The organism is Luteibacter anthropi, assembly GCF_011759365.1.
Lineage (GTDB): Bacteria > Pseudomonadota > Gammaproteobacteria > Xanthomonadales > Rhodanobacteraceae > Luteibacter > Luteibacter anthropi.
This window is the reverse complement of record NZ_JAARLZ010000004.1, coordinates 318,886-338,105: the sequence shown is the minus strand read 5'-3', so window position 1 is coordinate 338,105 and position 19,220 is coordinate 318,886. Positions and strand designations below refer to the sequence as shown.

At 64.5% G+C, this 19,220-nt stretch carries 12 protein-coding genes; 5 read left to right on the top strand and 7 right to left on the bottom strand.

From position 1 onward, the window contains the following. The first annotated feature begins 131 nt into the window (after positions 1-131). The 3 genes from HBF25_RS09505 to rapA all read left to right on the top strand — a co-directional run bounded on the left by HBF25_RS09505 (position 132) and on the right by rapA (position 7,406). The gene (locus HBF25_RS09505; protein WP_166947727.1) at positions 132-2,270 is read left to right on the top strand and encodes a M13 family metallopeptidase; all 2,139 of its coding nucleotides are present in this window, start codon (positions 132-134) and stop codon (positions 2,268-2,270) included. A gap of 41 nt (positions 2,271-2,311) precedes the next feature. Continuing rightward, the gene (locus tag HBF25_RS09500; protein ID WP_166947724.1) at positions 2,312-4,354 is read left to right on the top strand and encodes a hypothetical protein; all 2,043 of its coding nucleotides are present in this window, start codon (positions 2,312-2,314) and stop codon (positions 4,352-4,354) included. Positions 4,355-4,574: 220 nt separating this feature from the next. Then, on the top strand, positions 4,575-7,406 hold the full coding sequence (gene rapA / locus HBF25_RS09495) for an RNA polymerase-associated protein RapA (RefSeq protein ID WP_166947722.1): 2,832 nt from the start codon (positions 4,575-4,577) through the stop codon (positions 7,404-7,406). A gap of 6 nt (positions 7,407-7,412) precedes the next feature. Here the strand turns inward: rapA and HBF25_RS09490 are convergent, their stop codons facing one another. The 4 genes from HBF25_RS09490 to HBF25_RS09475 all read right to left on the bottom strand — a co-directional run bounded on the left by HBF25_RS09490 (position 7,413) and on the right by HBF25_RS09475 (position 11,284). Next, a complete protein-coding gene (locus HBF25_RS09490; RefSeq protein ID WP_166947720.1) occupies positions 7,413-8,060 on the bottom strand; it encodes a rhomboid family intramembrane serine protease in 648 nt (215 codons plus the stop codon). A gap of 13 nt (positions 8,061-8,073) precedes the next feature. Next, positions 8,074-8,604 (bottom strand): lactoylglutathione lyase, encoded by a 531-nt coding sequence (gene gloA, locus HBF25_RS09485; RefSeq protein WP_166947718.1) that lies wholly within the window; start codon positions 8,602-8,604, stop codon positions 8,074-8,076. A 641-nt stretch (positions 8,605-9,245) separates the two neighbouring features. Next, positions 9,246-10,826, bottom strand: coding sequence for a hypothetical protein (locus HBF25_RS09480; protein ID WP_166947716.1), 1,581 nt, complete (start codon positions 10,824-10,826; stop codon positions 9,246-9,248). Next, complete coding sequence (locus HBF25_RS09475) at positions 10,826-11,284, bottom strand: DUF3574 domain-containing protein (protein ID WP_166947714.1); 459 nt, start codon at positions 11,282-11,284, stop codon at positions 10,826-10,828. The genes HBF25_RS09480 and HBF25_RS09475 overlap by 1 nt, the downstream gene beginning before the upstream one ends. A gap of 302 nt (positions 11,285-11,586) precedes the next feature. Between HBF25_RS09475 and HBF25_RS09470 the strand changes: the two genes are divergently transcribed. Beyond that, on the top strand, positions 11,587-14,019 hold the full coding sequence (locus HBF25_RS09470; protein ID WP_166947712.1) for a TonB-dependent receptor plug domain-containing protein: 2,433 nt from the start codon (positions 11,587-11,589) through the stop codon (positions 14,017-14,019). A 169-nt stretch (positions 14,020-14,188) separates the two neighbouring features. On the opposite strand, the gene HBF25_RS09465 is transcribed toward HBF25_RS09470, so the two are convergent. Continuing rightward, on the bottom strand, positions 14,189-15,286 hold the full coding sequence (locus tag HBF25_RS09465) for an OmpA family protein (protein ID WP_166947710.1): 1,098 nt from the start codon (positions 15,284-15,286) through the stop codon (positions 14,189-14,191). Positions 15,287-15,482: 196 nt separating this feature from the next. Then, positions 15,483-16,934, bottom strand: a complete 1,452-nt coding sequence (locus HBF25_RS09460) for a bifunctional 2-methylcitrate dehydratase/aconitate hydratase (protein WP_166947708.1) — start codon at positions 16,932-16,934, stop codon at positions 15,483-15,485. Positions 16,935-17,221: 287 nt separating this feature from the next. On the opposite strand from HBF25_RS09460, the gene HBF25_RS09455 reads away from it, so the two are divergent. Further along, complete coding sequence (locus tag HBF25_RS09455) at positions 17,222-17,896, top strand: TerC family protein (protein ID WP_166947706.1); 675 nt, start codon at positions 17,222-17,224, stop codon at positions 17,894-17,896. Positions 17,897-18,215: 319 nt separating this feature from the next. On the opposite strand, the gene HBF25_RS09450 is transcribed toward HBF25_RS09455, so the two are convergent. Continuing rightward, positions 18,216-19,076, bottom strand: coding sequence for a porin family protein (locus tag HBF25_RS09450; RefSeq protein ID WP_243853147.1), 861 nt, complete (start codon positions 19,074-19,076; stop codon positions 18,216-18,218). Between the last annotated feature and the right edge of the window lie 144 nt (positions 19,077-19,220).

Here is a 19,220-nt window from a genome sequence, read left to right as displayed (position 1 = left end):
AAAACCTGCACAGGCCACCAATCCATGACTTTCGTCACGGATTCTCCTTCCCGACGGCCTGCCGGGCTATGCTCGGAGCCCACCGGTGCCGGGGGCGCCGTACCAACCGCAATACGCACAGAGGGACATACATGACCAAGCAGTACCTGAAGCCGCTCGCGCTGGCCCTGAGCATCGCGCTGGCCGGCACGGCATGCAGCAAGCAGAACGACGCGGAGACCGCGCCCGCCGGCAACCAGCCCGCCGCCACCGGCAGTGCCGCTCCGGCCGCCGCCAGCACCGTCGCCGCCAAGCCCGCCGCGCCCACGTTCAACGTGGCCGACCTCGACACCGGCATCGACGCCTGCAACGACTTCAACGGCTTCGTCAACGCCAAGTGGGTGGCCGCCAACCCGATTCCGGACGACCGCACCCGCTGGGGCGCATTCGACCAGCTCGCCGAAAACAGCCTGAACACGCAGCACGACATCGTCGATGCCGCCGACAAGGGCGCCGACGCCGCCAAGGCCGGCACGATCGAACAGAAGATCGGCCTGCTGTACCGCTCGGGCATGAACGAAGACGCCATCGAAAAGGCCGGCGTCGATCCGCTCAAGCCGGAACTGGCCAAGATCGACGCGCTGAAGTCCGCCAAGGACATCGCCGATTTCCTCGACGCCAGCTTCAACGATGGCGACGGCTATGTGTTCTCGTTCGGCTCCGGTGCCGACTTCCAGAACGCCAAGGTGCAGATCGCCTACGCGAACCAGGACGGCCTGGGCCTGCCCACCAAGGATTACTACACCGATCCGAAGCAGGCCGACAACCGCAAGGCCTACGTCGACTACATCGCCAAGACGCTCACCCTCGGTGGCGTGGCCGAGGCCGACGCGAAGAAGCAGGCCGATGCGGTCATGAAGTTCGAAACCGAACTCGCCGCGGCCTCGCTGGCCCCGGTGGACCTGCGCAAGCCGGAAAACCAGTACCACTTCGTCGCCGTTGCCGATGCCGACAAGATCACCCCGCACTTCAACTGGGAGAAGTTCTTCGCAGCCCAGGGCGTGACCATCGACAAGGGCTTCTCGCTCTCGCAGCCGGGCTTCTTCAAGCAGTTCGACAAGATGCTGGCCAGCACGCCCGTGTCCACGTGGCAGGCCTACCTGCGCTTCCACGCCCTGGACAGCGCCTCGCCGTACCTCTCGAAGGCCTTCCAGGACAACAAGTTCGACTTCTACGGCAAGACCCTCGCCGGCCAGCCGCAGCAGAAGCCGCGCTGGAAGCGCGTGCTCGGCACCGTGAACAGCTCCATGGGTGAAGCCCTGGGCCAGCTGTACGTTGCCAAGGTGTTCAAGCCGGAAGCCAAGCAGCGCGCCAACGAGCTGGTGGACAACGTGCGCAACGCCCTGAAGGCACGCCTCGAGAAGCTCGACTGGATGAGCGACGAGACCAAGCAGAAGGCCATCGCCAAGTGGAACACCTTCCTGCCGAAGATCGGCTACCCGGACAAGTGGCGTGACTGGTCGGGCCTTGAAGTCAGCGGCGACAACTTCTTCGCCAACGTGCAGGCTGCCGGCAAGTTCAACTACCACTACGACATCGCCAAGATCGGCAAGCCGACCGACCGCCTCGACTGGGGCATGACCCCGCAGACGGTGAACGCGTACTACAACCCCACCGACAACACGATCAACTTCCCGGCCGCGATCCTGCAGCCGCCGTTCTTCGACGCCAACGGTGACGATGCGATCAACTACGGCGGCATCGGCGCCGTGATCGGTCACGAAGCCAGCCACGGCTTCGACGACGAAGGCAGCCAGTTCGATGGCGAGGGCAACAACAAGAACTGGTGGACCAAGGACGACCGCGAGAAGTTCGAGGCCCGCACCGCGAAGCTCGTGGCCCAGTTCGACGAGTACGCCCCGCTCAAGGACCACCCGGACCTGCACGTCAACGGCAAGCTGACGCTGGGCGAGAACATCGCCGACCTGGGCGGCATCAACGTTGCCTACGACGCCCTGCAGGAAGCCCTGAAGAAGAACCCGAAGGAAGCCGAAGAGAAGATCGACGGCTACACCCAGGACCAGCGCTTCTTCCTCAACTGGGCCCGCGTGTGGCGCGGCAGCGTCCGCGAGAAGCAGGCGATGCTTTACCTCAACGTCGATCCGCACGCACCGGCCTCGCTGCGCGCCATCGGTGCCCCGTCGAACATGGAAGCCTTCGCCACGGCCTTCCAGTGCAAGCCGGGCTCGAAGATGATTCGCGAAGGCGACAAGCAGGTGAAGATCTGGTAACTGCGCGTTAAGCGATTGATCGCCGAAGGCGCCGCACGGAAGTGCGGCGCCTTTTTCTTTGGCGGCAACGCACAGGCACGCTCCTTGCCGATTTGGCCCTACCCCGCCTACAACGACTGGCAGATGGCGAAGACGCCATCGGCGGCCAAGAATGCAAAAGCCTCCAATCCACTGCCGTTACGGAAAAGGAATTTCCCATGGACATGCAACGCATCCAGAACCTGATCGAGGAACTGCGTGCGCTTGTCCAGGTGCGTCCTCATGACCGCACGCCATCCGCTGGCAACCTGGCCGCTCCGGTCGTCCGCGAAGCCGTGAACGATCGCATCGACCCAACCAGCGTCACATCGATACACATCGATATTCCTTCCGGCGCGGACATACAGCCCAGTGATACCGTGCTGTTCGAGTGGAGCGCCGATTCGGTCGAGGGATCCTGGACCCAGAGCTTCAACAATCTGGGCGCTGGCAAGGGAGTTCTCATCGACAAGGAGGTGCGCCTTCCCAACCTCGGCAAGGCGATCGACGTGACGTACTGGCGCATACGCAACGGCCAGTCCGACAGATCGGACCGTTATACCGTCAGGATGGGCTCGATCCACGACGATGCGCCTGGCCTGCCCCAGCCGGGCATTTCCGAAGCCAGCGCGGGCACGCTCGACATGGGCTCTTTCCAGGGCGACGCGCACGTCAGGCTCGACAAGTTCTCGCTCATCGCCCCCGGCCAGCGCTTCTGGCTCAGCTTGAACGGCACCCACGACCAGGGCCACCCCGTTACCCTGCATCTGGCCGAGGCAGAACAATTCAGTGATAACCCGCCTGATCCCATGCCCCTCGCCAGCGTGCCGCGCAACTGGCTGGACAACCTGCTGGATGCTTCCAAACTGACGGTAACGGTGTCGATCACCTACGATGGCTCCAGGGACAAGTCCAAGGCAATTCGCCTGCGCCCCCGGGAACTGACCTTGAAGGTGCCCGGTGCCCCTTCGTTGCAGGCGCCTGCCGTCAGCGCGGCAGAGGGCCCCAACAAGGACGTCCTGCGCCCTGAAGCACTCATCGCCAAGCAGTCGATCTCCGTCTACATCTCCAGCCGCAATGACTTCCAGGCAGGCGACACCCTCACGCTGCACTGGGACGACGGCACGAAGGAGGGATCGAGAGACGTACCGATGAACCCGGCCCAGGCCGGTGGCACCGTCTATGTCGACAAGGATGTCATCGCACGCAACCAGGGGCATTCGGTGAAGGTATATTTCACCCTGCACCGCAAAGGATTCACGTACGACTCCCCTACCCTGAACCTGCTGGTGCAACGCATTCCGGACCAGAGCCCTGACTGGCCCCGCAGTATCGTCAAGGAAGGCCCCCAGAAGGATCTGGACCTGTCGACCTTCAAGGGTGATGCCCATCTCACCATCGAGCCCTTCCATTTCATGGAAAAGGGGCAGCGCTATTGGATCGAGGCCAGGGGGCGTGTCGGCGGCAACGGTAAGACCGAATATGTGGCCACCGGCAAGGAATTCATAACCACGGGCGGCCCCACCATCGCCACCGGTGAGATCGATCGCACCTGGCTTGAAACGCTGGACGACCTGTCGCAACTGTGGATCGACACCTGGGTGACGTTCGATGGCAGTCGCGACAAGGCCAAGGCCGTGCAATTCCGGCGTACCACGCTGGTGGTGCATGCGATGCCGTCCGGTTTTACCGAAACGTTCGAGAGCCTTACACCTAAATACCCTACGCCCCTTCCCCTGCCCTACAAGCTGCAGGACATCACGATTACATCGGGGCCCGCATTCGGATATGTCTACAGCAATGACCCTTACCTGCAAGGTACCGTACTGATCGCCCAGACGAATGCGGAAATTGACCTCGGAAGAGACTGGAGACATCTAGAGTTCGGCAAAATGTACGCCGGTACGGTGCAGCTACTGCGCTCCAACCGCACTGTTTTGGATACCGTTTCGATCCCCGCCGGGAAAGGTCTCTTCACGTATTTGGCGCCGCAGAACGACACATTCCGATATATCCGGTTTACCGGCAATAACTACGTCGATAATCTCAGCTGCAAGAACCGCTGACCCGAGATGTCACGCCACCTGACCCGGGCTAAATACGACGACGGTCAAATTCAGACAAAAGCTCAGACTGCACTGCATATCCTGAGATCATTGGAATGGCTCGAACCTGCTCCGGAGCAGGTTCGAGCCCGAATCACCATCGCATGACTGGAAAAGGTAGGCACGGGAGCCTCCGGGGCGGATAATTAGCGCCCCTTGTACGTAGCGGCGCCCCCAAAGCATGTTCCAACCCGGTCAACGCTGGATTTCCACTGCCGAGCCTGAGCTCGGTCTCGGTACCATTCTTCGTGTCGAAGGACGCGGCGTGCAGGTGCTTTTCGCCAAGGCCGGGGTGTTGCGTCCCTACGCCGTCGACAGCGCCCCGCTGGTACGAGCCGAATTCCGCGCCGGCCAGCGCGTGTCCGGCAAGGGCATCGCCTTCCTCGTGGAACGCGTGGAAGAGCGCGAGGGCCTGCTGGTCTACCGTGGCGAAGGCCGCGAACTGGAAGAAGGCCAGCTCGACGACGAGCAGGCCATGTCCCAGGCCGACGACCGCCTGATCGGCGGCCGCACGGAAACCAACGAACGCTTCGACCTGCGCCTGGAGGCCTTGCGCCGCCGCGCCGACGCACGTCGTTCGGCCGCCTGGGGCCTGGAATCGGCCCGTATCGGCCTGGTGCCGCACCAGTTGCGCGTCGCAGGCATCGCGGCCGCCCGCCGTCCGCCCCGCGTGCTGCTTGCCGACGAAGTAGGCCTGGGCAAGACCATCGAAGCCGGCATGATCCTCGCCCGCCAACTGGCAACGGGCCGCGCCGGTCGCGTGCTCGTGCTGCTTCCCGAGACGCTGGTCTACCAGTGGTTCGTGGAGCTGCTGCGCCGCTTCAACCTGTCGTTCTCCATCTTCGACGAAGAGCGCTGCGAGGCCATCGAACAGGCCAGCGACGGGCGCAATCCCTTCGAGGACGAACAACTCGTCATCGCCGACTTCGCCTTCCTGCAGGGCGCACCGCGCCGCGCGCAGCAGATCGTGGAAGCCGGCTGGGACCTCATCGTGGTCGACGAGGCCCACCACCTGGAATGGACGCCCGAGGGCGCCAGCCCCCGCTACCGCCTCGTCGAAGAACTGGCAGCAGCCACGCCCGGCGTGATCCTGCTCACCGCCACGCCCGAACAGCTCGGCCGTGCCGGGCATTTCGCCCGCCTGCGCCTGCTCGATCCGCAGCGCTACAGCGACCTGGACGCCTATCTGGCCGAATCGGCCAGCTACGGCCCATTGTCCGACCTCGCCAGCGCGCTGGCCGAAGGCAAGAGCCTCGATGCCGACCAGCGCGCCCTGCTTGCCGAGCGCTTCAAGGGCGACCGCGAACTGGCCCACCTGCTCGACCGTCCCGGTTCGGGCGATGCCCTGCTGGCCGCGCTTATCGACCGTCATGGCACCGGGCGTGCGATGTTCCGTAACCGCCGTGCCGGCATCGGTGGGTTTCCGCGTCGCGTGCCGGAGATCCTCGCGATCGATCCGGGCGTGCTTGCCCCGGGCCGTCGCGATGCCCTGCTGGCCGAGTTCCGCTCGGACATCCAGCAGCCGCCATCGCCGCTCGAATTCGACTACAACGACGATCCGCGCCTCCTGGCACTGATCGATCTGCTGGACGCCCATCCGTCCGACAAGTTCCTGCTTCTTTGCCGCAGCCAGGCCAAGGTGCTCGCCATCGAGGACGCCCTGCGCACGAAGAGTGGCGTGGGCGTGGCCCGCTTCCATGAAGGCCTTGGCATCATCCAGCGCGACCGCAACGCGGCGTTCTTTGCACAACCCGATGGTGCCCGCCTGCTGATCTGTTCGGAAATCGGCTCCGAAGGTCGCAACTTCCAGTTCGCGCACCGCCTGGTCATGTGGGATCTCCCGCTCGATCCGGATCTCCTGGAGCAGCGCATCGGCCGTCTGGACCGCATCGGCCAGCGCCACGACATCTCGATCCATGTGCCCGTGGTGGCGCAGACCGCGCAGCATGTGCTCGCGCGCTGGTACGACGAGGGCCTCGACGCCTTCCGTGGCAGTCCGGCCGATGGCCGCGAACTGCTGCGTCGCTTCGGTGAACTGCTGTCGCGTCTTGCCGACGAGCACGCACGGGGCGACGACGACCGCGACCAGGAACTGGACTCGCTCATCGCCGAAACGCGCGGTGCGCATGAGGAACTGTCGGCCCTGATCCATGCCGGTCGCGACCACCTGCTCGAACTGGCCGCCAGCCGCGATTCCCACGCCGATGACCTTGCCGGCAGCTTCGCGCGCGAGGACAACGATCCAGGCCGCGATGCCTTTATCCAGCGCCTGTTCGAAGGCTACGGCGTACATACGGAAGAGCTCAGCCGCGATATCGTGCTGCTCGATCCGCAATACCTCTCCACCGATGGCCTGCCGGGCTTCGCGGATGGCCCGCTGTCGGTCACGTTCTCGCGTGAGGTGGCGCTGGCCCGTGAGGATCTCCCCCTGCTGCGCATCGACCATCCGATGGTGAGCGCGGCGGTCGATCTCCTGGTTTCGGGTGAGGCCGGCAATGCGGCCTTCCTCGTGGACGATGCCATTCCGGTACGCACCGTGCTGTTGCAGACGGTGTTCGTGGTGGAAGTGGTGGCCGATCGCAAGCTCGATGCCGAGCGCTTCCTGCCCGCCACGCCGCTCGTACTCACCGTGGACACCCGCCTCAACGAACGCCCGGGCTTCCGTCCCAGCGACGTGGCGCTTCGTCGTGCGCCGGATCGCAACATCGACGTGGCGCGCTACCGCAAGTTTCTGTCGAAGCTCGTGCCGCCCATGCTGGAACAGGCGAAGGACCTCGCCGAAGGCCGTGCGGAAGTGCTCAAGTACGAGGCGGCCGAACTGGCCACGCAGGAGCTGGGTGCGGAGTACACCCGCCTGCTCGCCCTGCGCGCGGTGAATCCGTCGATCACGGCGGCCGAAGTGGAAGCCGTGGCCGCGGAGCGTGATGCCCTGCTGGCGGCCATTCCCGAAGCCCGGGTGCGTCTGGACGCCGTGCGCTTCGTGGTCAGCCCCGACTTCCTGGCGATGCGCTGACCGGAGTCAGGCGCTCTGGCGTGGCGGCGGTCGCACGCCCCACGCCCAGAGCAATGCGAGCCCCGCGATAAGCCCACCCAGGTGGGCGAAATGCGCCACGCCGGCCACCGTGCCGGTGATGCCGAAGATCAGCTCCGCGGCACCATAGAGCGCCACGAACAACCACGCCGAAATAGGCACGGGGATCGGGATCAGCATCAGCTTTTCCCGCGGGAAGAGCATCGCAAAAGCACCGAGCAGGCCGAAGATGGCACCCGAGGCACCTACCGTCGGGTACATGCGCCCCTGTTCGAAGAAGTACACCACCGCCAGCTGGGCCAAAGCCGCAGCCACCAGGCAGGTGAAGTAGTAGATGGTGAAACGGCGCGCGCCCATCACGCCTTCGAGCAGACTGCCGAACATGTACAGCGCGTACATGTTCAGCACGATGTGCATGATGCTGCCATGCATGAAGCCGTAGGTGATCACCTGCCACGGGCGGAAACCCAGCGTATCGCCCGCATTGGAGAAAACCACATCGGGCCCGAGCGGCCACAGGGCAAACCAGCGCGTGAGCGCCAGCGTCTGGTCGTCACCCAGCAGCCATTGCAGGACGTACACCAGGATATTCGCCACCAGCAGGGCACGGGTCACTGGCAACAGGCGTGACAGCATCGATACAGCTCCTTCAGACCGCCAGCGGGGTCGGCTGGAGGATTTCGATCCAGTATTCATCCGGATCACGGATGAAGGCGATATGGCGCATGCGCCCGTCGGTGAGGCGCTTCTGGAAGGTAACATCCAGCGCTTCGAAACGGGCGCAGGCCTCGTTCACGTCCGGCACGCTGACGCACAGGTGGCCGAAGCCACGCGGCTCGGTGTTGCCGTTGTGGTAAGGGGTCTTGGCCTCTTTTTCGGTGCCATGGTTATGGGTGAGTTCCAGCACACCCGGCTGGCGCAGCACCCATTCGCGACGCGCGGCATCGTCGTCGGGAATGACCGAGGTATCGCCGACCAGCACGAGGTAGACGATGGTGAACGCGGCTTCGTCGAACACGTTCTTGTAGACCGGCGTAAAGCCGAGCACGCGTGTGTAGAAATCCAGCGACACATCGAGATCGCGCACACGGATCATCGTATGGTTGAACACATAACCGTGTGTCACCGCATCGGGTTTGGCCGTAACACCCGGCAAGGATGTGAGATCGGAAAGCGCCATGAAAAGTCTCCAGTGCAAACCCCAGACCATGGGCCCACCCCACCCCCAAATCAACCCCACCCCTGTAGGAGCGCGCCTCGCGCGCGACCGTTTGACACGGAACGCTCCGTAGTAAGCAAAGCCATCCCTACCGAAGGAATGGGAACCGATCGCCTCGGCGATGTTGCGCTCCGTAGGAACGCAGCCCGTGTGGTGTTTCGCTCCGTAGGAAGGGCTCGCCTATCAGCCTCGCGCTCGGCGCCTGTGGCGTGGCGTTGCAGAGGCGACGAGGGCGGCCCTTGTCGCTCCGGCCTGCGGTGTCCCTCGGGAAAGGAGGAGCCGCTGCGCGGCTCAGTGTTTTATGGCTTGCGCCCCTTCGGGCACGGGGAGCGGGCGGGGCTTTTCGACTCGGCCTCCGTGCCTCGGCGAAAAGGGCCGGCCTTCCTGGCCGGCCCCGCTTCGCGGCCTGATCCACCCGCTCCCCTCACCTCCATCAAGTCGCGCCAAGGGCCGCCCCCGCCGCCTCTCTACACGTGATCGCAGGCTGTTGTAGGAGCGCGCCTGCGCGCGACCGGTTGTCGCGAACATCATCATCGTTTCGATTCAACCGGTCGCGCGCAAGGCGCGCTCCTACATGGGTGCGTGTTGGTGGTGTGGCGGGCTCAATGCCGTTTCGGAGCGAACGACAGGCCAAGCAGCACCACGGCCAGAGCCGCATACGCCGACACGAACTGCCATACCAGTGACCGTGACGTGGCATCGAGCAGCCAAGGCAGGTACACCGAGCCGATCGGCTGCACGGAGTGGATGATGCCGAACGCCGTGAGCACGCCGCCGAGCGCAACGATGCCCGCCGCCTTGCGTACGTGTCCATCGATCATCGCCACGACGAAACTTGCCCACACCATCGAGGTGATGATGAAGCCGTTGCCGAGGATGACGATCACCGCCATGTCGGATACGCCCTGCCCGTTCTGCGCGTACAGCGAAGCGAAATGCGCCGGATCGACGATGGACGGATCGCCGAGCTTGATCGCCAGCAGTCGCGCTATGGCAGGGAAAAAGCTGAAAACCACCGCGGCCGTATAACGCACCGGCGTCGCTTCGAAAGCCTGCGTCGTGATGCTGATGGATACGAACACCAGGATGGGCGCCAGCACGGCCACTGGCAGCAACTCGACCAGGTTGGAGAGATAGCCGAATACACCGCCCAGGCCAATGATGAGGCCTGTCGCCAGCGTATAGCCCGAGCGCGCGCCCATGGCCTTGTAGGCCGGCTGGCCGATATAGGGCGTGGTCTGTGCCACGCCGCCGCAGATACCTGCCACCAGGGTGGCAAGTGCCTCCACCAGCAGGATGTCGCGGGTGGAGTAGTCGTCACCGGCCGCGCGGGCACTTTCGGTGACGTTGATGCCGCCGACCACCATCAGCAGGCCGAAGGGCAGGATCAGCGGCAGATAAGGCACGGTGGCCGGCAGGCCATCGAGGAAGCCCAGGCTGGGCAGCGGCAGGCCCAGGCGCCACGTCCACGCGGCGGGGGCGTGGTAGCCGCTGCCGAGCAGGCCCGACGGGCCCAGGCCGTAGTACAGCGCGACACCCACGATGAACGCGGCAAGCACGCCGGGCAGGCCGAACGGCAGTCGCCGCTTCGCTACCAGCGCATAGAGGACGATGCCCAGGCCGGCGAAACCCACCACCGGTACGCGCAGGATTTCGATCAGGGGCAGCAGGCCCATGAGCACCAGGGCGATGCCGGCGATGGAGCCGAGCAGGCCGGCCCGCGGTACGGAACGCTGGACCCAGGCACCGAAGAACGACAGCACGAACTTGAGCACGCCCATCACCACGAGGGACGCCATGCCCAGGTGCCAGGTGGCCTCGCCCGCCGCGACGGCATCCATGCCCGACTGGCGGTAGCCCGCAAACGCCGGGCCCAGCACCAGAAGTGCCATGCCGATGGTCGTGGGCGCGTCGATGCCCAGCGGCATGGCGGTGACGTCTTCGCGACCCGTTCGGGCGGCCAGACGACGAGCCATCCATGTATAGGCGAGGTTACCCAGAAGCACGCCGAAGGCCGTGCCCGGGAACATGCGACGGAACACCAGGTCGGCCGGCATGCCGAAGATGCCGATCAGGGCGACGGACAGAAAGGCCAGCAGGGAGAGGTTGTCTACGACGAGACCGAGCACGCCATTGAGATCACCGCCGCCGAAACGGCGGCGCGGGGCAACTGCCGTGTTCATCAGAACGACACCTCGGCCGGCTGGGTCACCCGCAACACCGACTGGTCGCCCGTCTTTGTTTTCCAGGCCACGCGGATGGCATCGACATCGGCGCGATGCGCCGGCGAATCCGGGTAGAGCAGCACGATCAGTTTCGAACGTAGCCGCTCAGGTGCCGCCTGATCCTTGCCCTGCCACTGTCCGTAGACGTCCACCACGCTCAGGCCGTCAGGAAATCGCGGGGTGACCTCACGATCGAGGAACTCGCGCCAGCCCGCCTCATCGATACCGCCACCGCTTTCCAACCCCAGGCCAAAGTACAGCTCCGTGCGTACCCAGCCCTGGGTGGCACCCGGATGGGCGGCATCGCCGCTCAAGGTGGCGACCTGGGCGGTATGGGTTGCCTGGGGCGCGGTGGCGGCGCAGGCCGATGTTGCCACCATGACGGCGGCGAGAAGAACACCACGGAAACGCTTCATCGAAACCTCTGCACCTGCATATTTCAAACGGACGTCCATACGGCTATGTGTCCGATGTATTGACACAGCGTACACCGCAATGCAACAAATAGGAAAAGTGGCGCGACGCATACCCGCCACAGGGGCCTTAACGTGATTCCGCATCCTGTCCGTCAAAACATCAGCACCGGCCGTTTCGTGGCCGGTCGATGTCGGCCGGATGCCCTCCTGCGCGGCTGACCCGCCGCGTCAATCATCGTACCCATCCATGTCGCCGCCCTTTTTAGCGGGGCGGCGCAGGCCCCGTATTGTCAGGAACACCCATGCGTCACACCCGTCTTTTCTTCGCCCTGGCCCTCGCCCTGCCCGCTTCGAGCGTCGTTGCACAGCAGGCCGAGCCCATCCATGCCTCCACCCTCGAGCAGGTCGTGGTCACCGGCACGCACGCGAAGGATCGCACCGTTCTCGACTCCCCGGTGCCGGTGGACGTACTGACCCCGGAGGACCTGCGCTCCGCCGGTGCCGTGAACGGCGAACTGGGCCAGGCTCTCGCCAACCTGCTGCCCTCGTTCAACTTCCCCCGCCAGTCCAACTCGGGCGGCTCCGATCACGTGCGCGCGGCCCAGTTGCGTGGCATGAGTCCCGACCAGGTGCTGGTGCTGGTCAACGGCAAGCGCTTCCACACCTCGGCCCTGGTCAACAGCGACACCAAGGTCGGGCGCGGCACCACGCCCGTGGATTTCAACGCCATCCCCATCAGCGCGATCAAGCGCATCGAGGTGCTGCGCGATGGCGCAGGCGCCCAGTACGGCTCCGATGCCATCGCGGGCGTGATCAACATCATCCTCGACGACGCCCCCGAGGGCGGCGAGGTAACCACCAGCTACGGCGCCTTCCACACCAATTTCCGACCGCTGGGGCGTGAGATCACGGACGGCCAGAGCAGCTTCGTCAGCGCCAAGGCGGGCACGAAGCTGGGCGGCGATGGCGGCTTCCTCCGCGCGGGTATCGAGAGCAACAACCACGATGCGACCAACCGCGCCGGCCCGGACCAGATTCCGCCCTGGGAGAACCAGAGCCCGGCCAACCTGGCCCTGCAGGGCAAGCGCAACTACGCCGCGGGTGACCCCCAGAACGAGAGCTACAGTGGCTGGTTCAATGCCGAGCTGCCTTTCGGCGACACCGTGAAGGGCTATGCCTTCGGCACCTATACCCAGCGCCGCACCATCGGCGACAACTACTTCCGCTATCCGGACGACCCTGCCAACGTGCCGTCCATCTACCCCAACGGCTACCGCCCGGAGTCCCTCGGCTACAACCGCGACCTCAACCTGACGGCCGGGGCCCGTGGCCGCCTGGGCGAGTGGGACATCGATGGGAGCCTGACCTGGGGCAGCAACAGCTTCGACTACGACCTGCGCGACTCGGTGAACGCCTCCCTGGGCACGGCCAGCCCCACCTTCTTCCACGTCGGCAAGTACGAGAGTACCCAGGGCACGGCCAACCTGGACCTCAGCCGCTCCGTCGAATGGGGCTCGAAGCTGTTTACCCTGGCCACCGGCGCCGAGTTCCGCCGCGAGGGTTTCAATACCTATGCGGGCGATCCGGCATCGTATGCGGTAGGGCCGGTCGTCGGCGCTCCGACCGGCGCCCAGGCCGGTGGTGGCATCACGCCACAGGACACCGCAAACCTGCATCGCAATGTCGGCGCGGCCTATGTCGATCTCTCGGGTGACGTCACGGATCGCTTCTTTGCCGACGCCGCTGCCCGTTACGAGCACTACAACGACTTCGGCTCGGCCTGGACGGGCAAGCTCAGTGGCCGCTACGCCCTGACCGACGCCCTCGCCATCCGCGGCGCCATCTCCAACAATATCCGCGCCCCCTCGCTGAGCCAGGAAGGGTTCGAATCCACCGGCACCGGTTATGGGGCCGACGGCAAGCTGGTGGAGAGCCGGGTGCTTTCGGTCAACGACCCCGTGGCCCAGGGACTGGGGGCCAGGCCGCTGCGCCCGGAGAAGTCGCGCAACTTCAGCCTGGGCCTCACCGCCCAGCTGGGCCAGGGCTTCGATGCCTCGCTGGATATCTACCAGATCGACGTGAACCACCGGATCACGCTGTCCGAGAAGATCGCTCCCGACGGCCTGGAGGACTACATCGCCTCCCGCTTCGGCGTGCAGGGCATCCAGAGCGTCTCGTTCTTCACCAATGCGGTGGATACCCGCACCCGCGGGGCCGAGCTGGTGACCAACTATCGCCAGGCAGCCTATGGCGGCAACCTGACGCTGACCGCAACGTACAGCTACAACAAGAACACCATCCGGCATGTGCAGGACACCCCGCCGGAACTGGCGGCCCTGGGCGCCGATGCGGTGTTGTTCGGGCTGGAGGAACGCAACACGCTCACCAGCGCGGCGCCCCGCCAGCGCGGTGCCTTCACGGCGAAATGGGACAGCCCCCACTGGTCGCTGCTGGGCCGGCTCACCCGCCAGGGCGCGACCACCCGCGTGTTCGATTTCGGCGGTGGCGACGTGCCGACGCAGACCTATGGCGCCCGCTGGCAACTGGATGCCGAGGCCGAGTGGCATGTGACCGAGCGCTTTTCGGTGGCACTGGGCGGGCAGAACATCACCGACCAGTACCCGCGCAGGTCGATCCCGGAAATCGCCTATGCCGGTAACTTCCCCTACGACGTGATCTCCCCCATCGGCACCAACGGCGCCTACTGGTACGGCCGCCTGCGCTACGCCTGGTAACCATATCCCCCTGTAGGAGCGCGCCCCGCGCGCGACCGGGCGTGCCGTACCAATGGGACATTCCCGTTCGCCCGGTCGCGCGCGGGGCGCGCTCCTACAGAAAGTAGGGCGCAAAAAAAGAGCCCGGCTTTCGCCGGGCTCTTTTATGTAGCTACCGATCGTGCCTGGATTACTGCTGAACCTGCAGTTCCGTGCGACGGTTACGCGAACGACCTTCGGCCGTGTCGTTGGTGTCGATCGGGTTGTTCTTGCCGTGACCGATCGGGCCTTCCAGGCGGTCAGCCGAGATGCCGTGCGAGGTCAGGTAATCGAACACGATCTTGGCGCGACGCTCGGACAGGCCCTGGTTGTAGGCGTCCTTACCAACGCTATCCGTGTAACCGGCAACCGTGACCTTGACCTGCGGGTAACGCTGCAGGGTGTCGACAGCCTGGTCGAGGACGCCCAGCGACTCGCTGGTCGGCTCCTGGAGCGACGGACCGATGTTCGTCTCGCCCTTCTTCGGACGGTCGAACTTGAAGTTGACGCCGCGCAGGTCGATGACGACCTTCTGCGGGCAACCATCCGGGCCGACGATCGTGCCAGCCGGGGTACCCGGGCACTTGTCGTCGCAATCGTTCACGCCGTCGCCGTCGCTGTCGAGGGTCGAGCAGTCCGGAGCAGCCGGGGCCGGAGCAACGGCCGGGGCCGGAGCTGCCGGCGGCTCGCCGAAGCGCGAGACGATCGAGAAGCCCAGGAACCAGTCGCCGTAGCCGTTCTCGCTGCGGACGGTCTTGTCGTCCCAGTCGTAACGGTAGCCGGCTTCCACGCGGAAGTCCGAGCTGTCGGTGATGGTCTTGGACACGCCGACGCCGAGCTCAGCGGCCGGGGACCAGCCATTGTTCGACGGGTTGTGGTGGTACGAGCCCATCACGCCGGCGAGCAGGTACGGACGCCAGCTGTCCCACGCACCAGCGTAGAAGCGAGCGGCAACGCCGTAGCTGTTGTTGGCCCAGTGGCCATTGCCATCGTTATCACGCTTGGTGCGATCGGCGAAGATGTCGATCGAAGCGTTGTTGGAGATGAACTTACCGAAGCCCAGGCCGTAATAGACCTGCCGGCTGTTGGTGTTCCGGTCGGTGTCGTTGTAGTAACCGCCAACCGTCGGGGCGATGTACCAGCGGCCGTCATAGCCGTTACCCGCCGTGTCGGCGGATTCCTGCGCGTGAACGGCACCCACGCCGCCCAGGGCCAAACCAATCAGCAAAAACAAGCCCTTACGTTTCATCGGTGTCTCCTCATTATTGGTATTCGCGTCCGCGCTCCACCCCAGACGGAAATCGCGCGTAGAACTCTTATCGAATCCGGGGACTTCGGCCGTCCCTCGCTTTGATACCCCTTCAACGGGCGGCGGCAGTTTAGCAAAAATCAAACAATTGAACACGTGCTAAAAACCGCCGTTCATACTTGAGTCACAGCCATTATCAAGCCGTGAAGAGCGTCATGAATTCGTGAATGGGGGTTGAGTCAAGATTTTCCGGAGAAGAAGTAAGGGCCAGGATCTTTTCAACCCGGTCTTCCGGGAGCTCGGCCCGCAGCGCGGCCTCAAACTTCTTCAGCAACACGGGGATACCTTCGGCGCGGCGCTTGCGGTGGCCAATGGGGAAATCGATGGAAACCTTTTCCGTGCTGGAACCGTCCTTGAAGAACACCTGAACCGAATTGCCGATATAGCGTTTTTCGGCATCGAAATAATCCTTGGTGAACTGGGGATTTTCGACCACGGTCATTTTGTCGCGGAGGGCGTCGATACGCGGATCGGCGGCCACGTTGTCGTTGTAATCGTCGGCGGTGAGGCGGCCGAAGATCAGGGGCACGGCCACCATGTACTGGATGCAGTGGTCACGGTCGGCGTAATTGGCCAGGGGGCCGGTCTTGTCGATGATGCGGACGCCGGCTTCCTGGGTCTCGATGACCACCTTCTCGATCTCGTCGATGCGCGAGCCGACCTGGGCGTGCAGCTTCATGGCGCACTCCACGGCCGTCTGGGCGTGGAACTCGGCCGGGAAGCTGATCTTGAAGAGCACGTTCTCCATCACGTAGCTGCCGAACGGGCGCTCGAACTGGAAGGCGTTGCCCTTGAAGGCCACGTCGTAATAGCCCCAGGTCTTGGCCGACAGGGCCGAGGGATAGCCCACCACGTTGCGGTAGACGGCATTGATGGCATGGGTGACGGCACGACGGCAGGCATCGCCGGCAGCCCAGCTCTTGCGCGGGCCGGTGTTCGGGGCGTGGCGGTAGGTGCGCAGGGCGCCGTTGTCGATCCAGCTGTGCGAGACGGCCGTGGTGACCTGGTCCTTGTTGCCGCCCAGCATCGCCGTGGTGACCGCCGTGGAGGCCAGGCGCACCAGGATCACGTGGTCCTGGCCCACGCGGTTGAAGCTGTTCTGGAGGGCGTAGCAGCCCTGGATCTCGTGGGCCTTGATGGCGTAGCCCAGCACGTCACGGACGGTCAGGGCCTTGCCGCCTTCCTTCGCCGCCTTGCGGGAGAGGTAATCGGCCACCGAGAGGATGGCGCCCAGGTTGTCGGACGGGTGGCCCCACTCGGCCGCCAGCCAGGTGTCGTTGAAGTCGAGGTAGCGGATCTGGGTGCCGATGGCGAAGGCGGCCTGGACCGGATCGAGGACGTGCGAGGTGAACGGCACCCGGACGCCGTCTTCGAGGGTGGCGCCCGGCACGATGGGGCCGAGGTGCTTCACGCAGTCCGGGAACTTCATCGCCAGGGCCGAGCAGGCCAGCGAGTCGAGGAGCATGTAGCGCGCGGTGTCGTAGGCCTCCTGCGAGTCGATTTTGTAGTCGGCCACGTAGTTGGCGATGTCCACCAGCGGCTGGTCCGGATCGGGACGCGTGGCGGAACGGATATCGTGTGCGCTCATGGACTTCACTCGTGAGGGGTTGGGAAAGCCCGCGATTTTAGCCGGTCCCCTTGCAGACAGTCTTGCCGCGCCGCAACCGACGGAGGACAATGCCGCCCACTACAGCCCAAAAGGGAGTAGTTCCGCGAGGCATCCTGCTTCGTGTGCGCCGATCGTCAGTACGGACGCTCCATCGCGTCCCGGTCGTCGCAGCGGCTTTCGCGCCGGGAACGAGACTTTTGCGGTGACGACGGGCGCGCGTACCCGTCGCCGCCGCATTTGTCTTCAGCGCGCGAAGGACCTGCCCCATGGATTTCCTCACCCCCGAATTCTTCTCCGGCCTGGCGGCCATCGTGCTGCTGGACCTGGTGCTGGCCGGGGACAACGCCATCGTCATCGCGCTGGCGGCCCGCAATCTCCCGAAGCACCTCCAGACCAAGGCCGTGTTCTGGGGCACCTTCGGCGCCATCGCCATACGCATCGCCCTCACCTTCGTGGTGATCTGGCTGCTGAAGCTCCCGGGCCTGATGCTGGCCGGCGGCCTGTTGCTGCTGCCCATTGCCTGGAAACTGCTGAAGCAGGACGACCACGACCCCGAGATCGCGCCGGCCGCGGGCTTCTGGGCCGCCATCCGCACCATCGTGGTCGCCGATGCGCTGATGGGCCTGGACAACGTGCTGGCCATCGCCGGTGCCGCCAAGGGCCACATGGTGCTGGTAGTGCTCGGCCTGGCGATCAGCGTGCCGCTGGTGGTATGGGGCTCCACGTTGATCCTGAAGCTCATCAACCGCTTCCCGGTGATCGTCTACATCGGCGCCGGCGCCATCGCCTGGACGGCGGCAAGGATGATCGCGCACGATCACCTGACGGCGCCCTGGTTCGACGCACGCCCCTGGGCCGCCTGGTCGCTGGATGCACTCCTGGTAGCCGCGGTATGCGGCGGCGGCTGGCTGACAACCCGCAAGAAGCCCGCACCCCTGTAGGAGCGCGCCTGCGCGCGACCGGTCATCGCGAACATCATCATCGTTTCGATTCAAACGATCGCGCGCAAGCACGCTCCTACAATGCAACGGTGCTACCGGAGGTGTGGGAGCGGATCGCATCCGCGATGGGTGCTCGCAAAAACGCATCCATCGATCCGCAGGAATCGCCGATACGGTTGGCTTCCCCTTCGGTAGGCGGGTCGCTGCGAAAACCTTGTCGCGCGCAGGCGCGCTCCTACAGGTCAGCGGTATCCGGTCCGCGCGACGCAGAAAAAAGGCCGCCCGAAGGCGGCCTTTTTGTATCCAGCAAACGAGGCAATCAGAAGCGCAGGCGGACGTAAGCAGCCGGACCGGTGAGCTTCATGTCCAGGTCGAGGTCGTAACGACGCTTGTCCTGGTTGAGCTTGATCTTCGTGTACGCGTACTCCGCACCGAAGCCCACGTTCTGCCACGGGAACCACTCAAGACCGATGGCGGCGTCGTAGATGTGGCCATTCAGGCTGCCACCGTTCTTCTTCACGCCCGACGCATTCACATACATGCGCCACTGGTCGTTGAACGCGTGACGCCAGCCCAGCTGCAGGTTCGGCGCCCAGGCGCTTTCGTTGGCGCTGGCACCATCGGCAAAACCGTCGCCATTGACGGTGGCCGAACCGTAGATGCTCGCGTGCACCTTGTAGTAAGCCGCACCCAGGCCAACGCCGAACACGTCGTTGCCGGTACCGAACCACCACTTGTACGCGGCGCTGCCGAAGGTGAACTTGAGATCGCCCTTCACGCGAGCGGTGGCTTCGATCGGCGTGCCGAGGAAGTTGATGCCATCGGAGAGGGTCTTGGAGTGGTCGCGATCGACTTCGTAGTAGTCGAACGAGAAGCCCTGGTGCTCACCGATGAGGAAGTCGAGACGCACGCGCGGCACGGTCTTGTGCTTCTTGAAGTCGAGGTCGTGCTCGAGATTCAGGTTGCCGCGCGAGTTGAGGATATCGGTGTGGGCACCGATGTTCGTGTCGTTGTTGGTGTAGTAACCACCCACCCACAGGCTGATATTGTCCAGCGCGGGGGACTGGGACTTCTTGGCGTAACCACTGTCCTGCGCATGCGCAGCGGCACCGAAGACAGCGAGTGAAGCGAGTGCGAGGCCAGCCGTGGCCTTGCCGAAACGATGGTGACGAGTGCGCATGTAAGAAAACTCCCTGCAGGTTTTTATAGTGTGTGTTCGAACCCCCGTTTGAAATCTTAACGAGCCCTTATGTGTGCAAGACGTGCACGGGAACTTGCGAGTGTTGCAAAATCGTTCAGTGAATACATTGTGAAAACATTGCGC

Excerpts from the sequence above, each read along its gene's own strand:
- HBF25_RS09505 (WP_166947727.1), top strand. The coding sequence starts at position 132 with ATGACCAAGCAGTACCTGAAGCCGCTCGCGCTGGCCCTGAGCATCGCG.
- rapA (WP_166947722.1), top strand. The coding sequence starts at position 4,575 with ATGTTCCAACCCGGTCAACGCTGGATTTCCACTGCCGAGCCTGAGCTC.
- HBF25_RS09490 (WP_166947720.1), bottom strand. The coding sequence starts at position 8,060 with ATGCTGTCACGCCTGTTGCCAGTGACCCGTGCCCTGCTGGTGGCGAAT.
- gloA (WP_166947718.1), bottom strand. The coding sequence starts at position 8,604 with ATGGCGCTTTCCGATCTCACATCCTTGCCGGGTGTTACGGCCAAACCC.
- HBF25_RS09480 (WP_166947716.1), bottom strand. The coding sequence starts at position 10,826 with ATGAACACGGCAGTTGCCCCGCGCCGCCGTTTCGGCGGCGGTGATCTC.
- HBF25_RS09475 (WP_166947714.1), bottom strand. The coding sequence starts at position 11,284 with ATGAAGCGTTTCCGTGGTGTTCTTCTCGCCGCCGTCATGGTGGCAACA.
- HBF25_RS09470 (WP_166947712.1), top strand. The coding sequence starts at position 11,587 with ATGCGTCACACCCGTCTTTTCTTCGCCCTGGCCCTCGCCCTGCCCGCT.
- HBF25_RS09465 (WP_166947710.1), bottom strand. The coding sequence starts at position 15,286 with ATGAAACGTAAGGGCTTGTTTTTGCTGATTGGTTTGGCCCTGGGCGGC.
- HBF25_RS09460 (WP_166947708.1), bottom strand. The coding sequence starts at position 16,934 with ATGAGCGCACACGATATCCGTTCCGCCACGCGTCCCGATCCGGACCAG.
- HBF25_RS09455 (WP_166947706.1), top strand. The coding sequence starts at position 17,222 with ATGGATTTCCTCACCCCCGAATTCTTCTCCGGCCTGGCGGCCATCGTG.
- HBF25_RS09450 (WP_243853147.1), bottom strand. The coding sequence starts at position 19,076 with ATGCGCACTCGTCACCATCGTTTCGGCAAGGCCACGGCTGGCCTCGCA.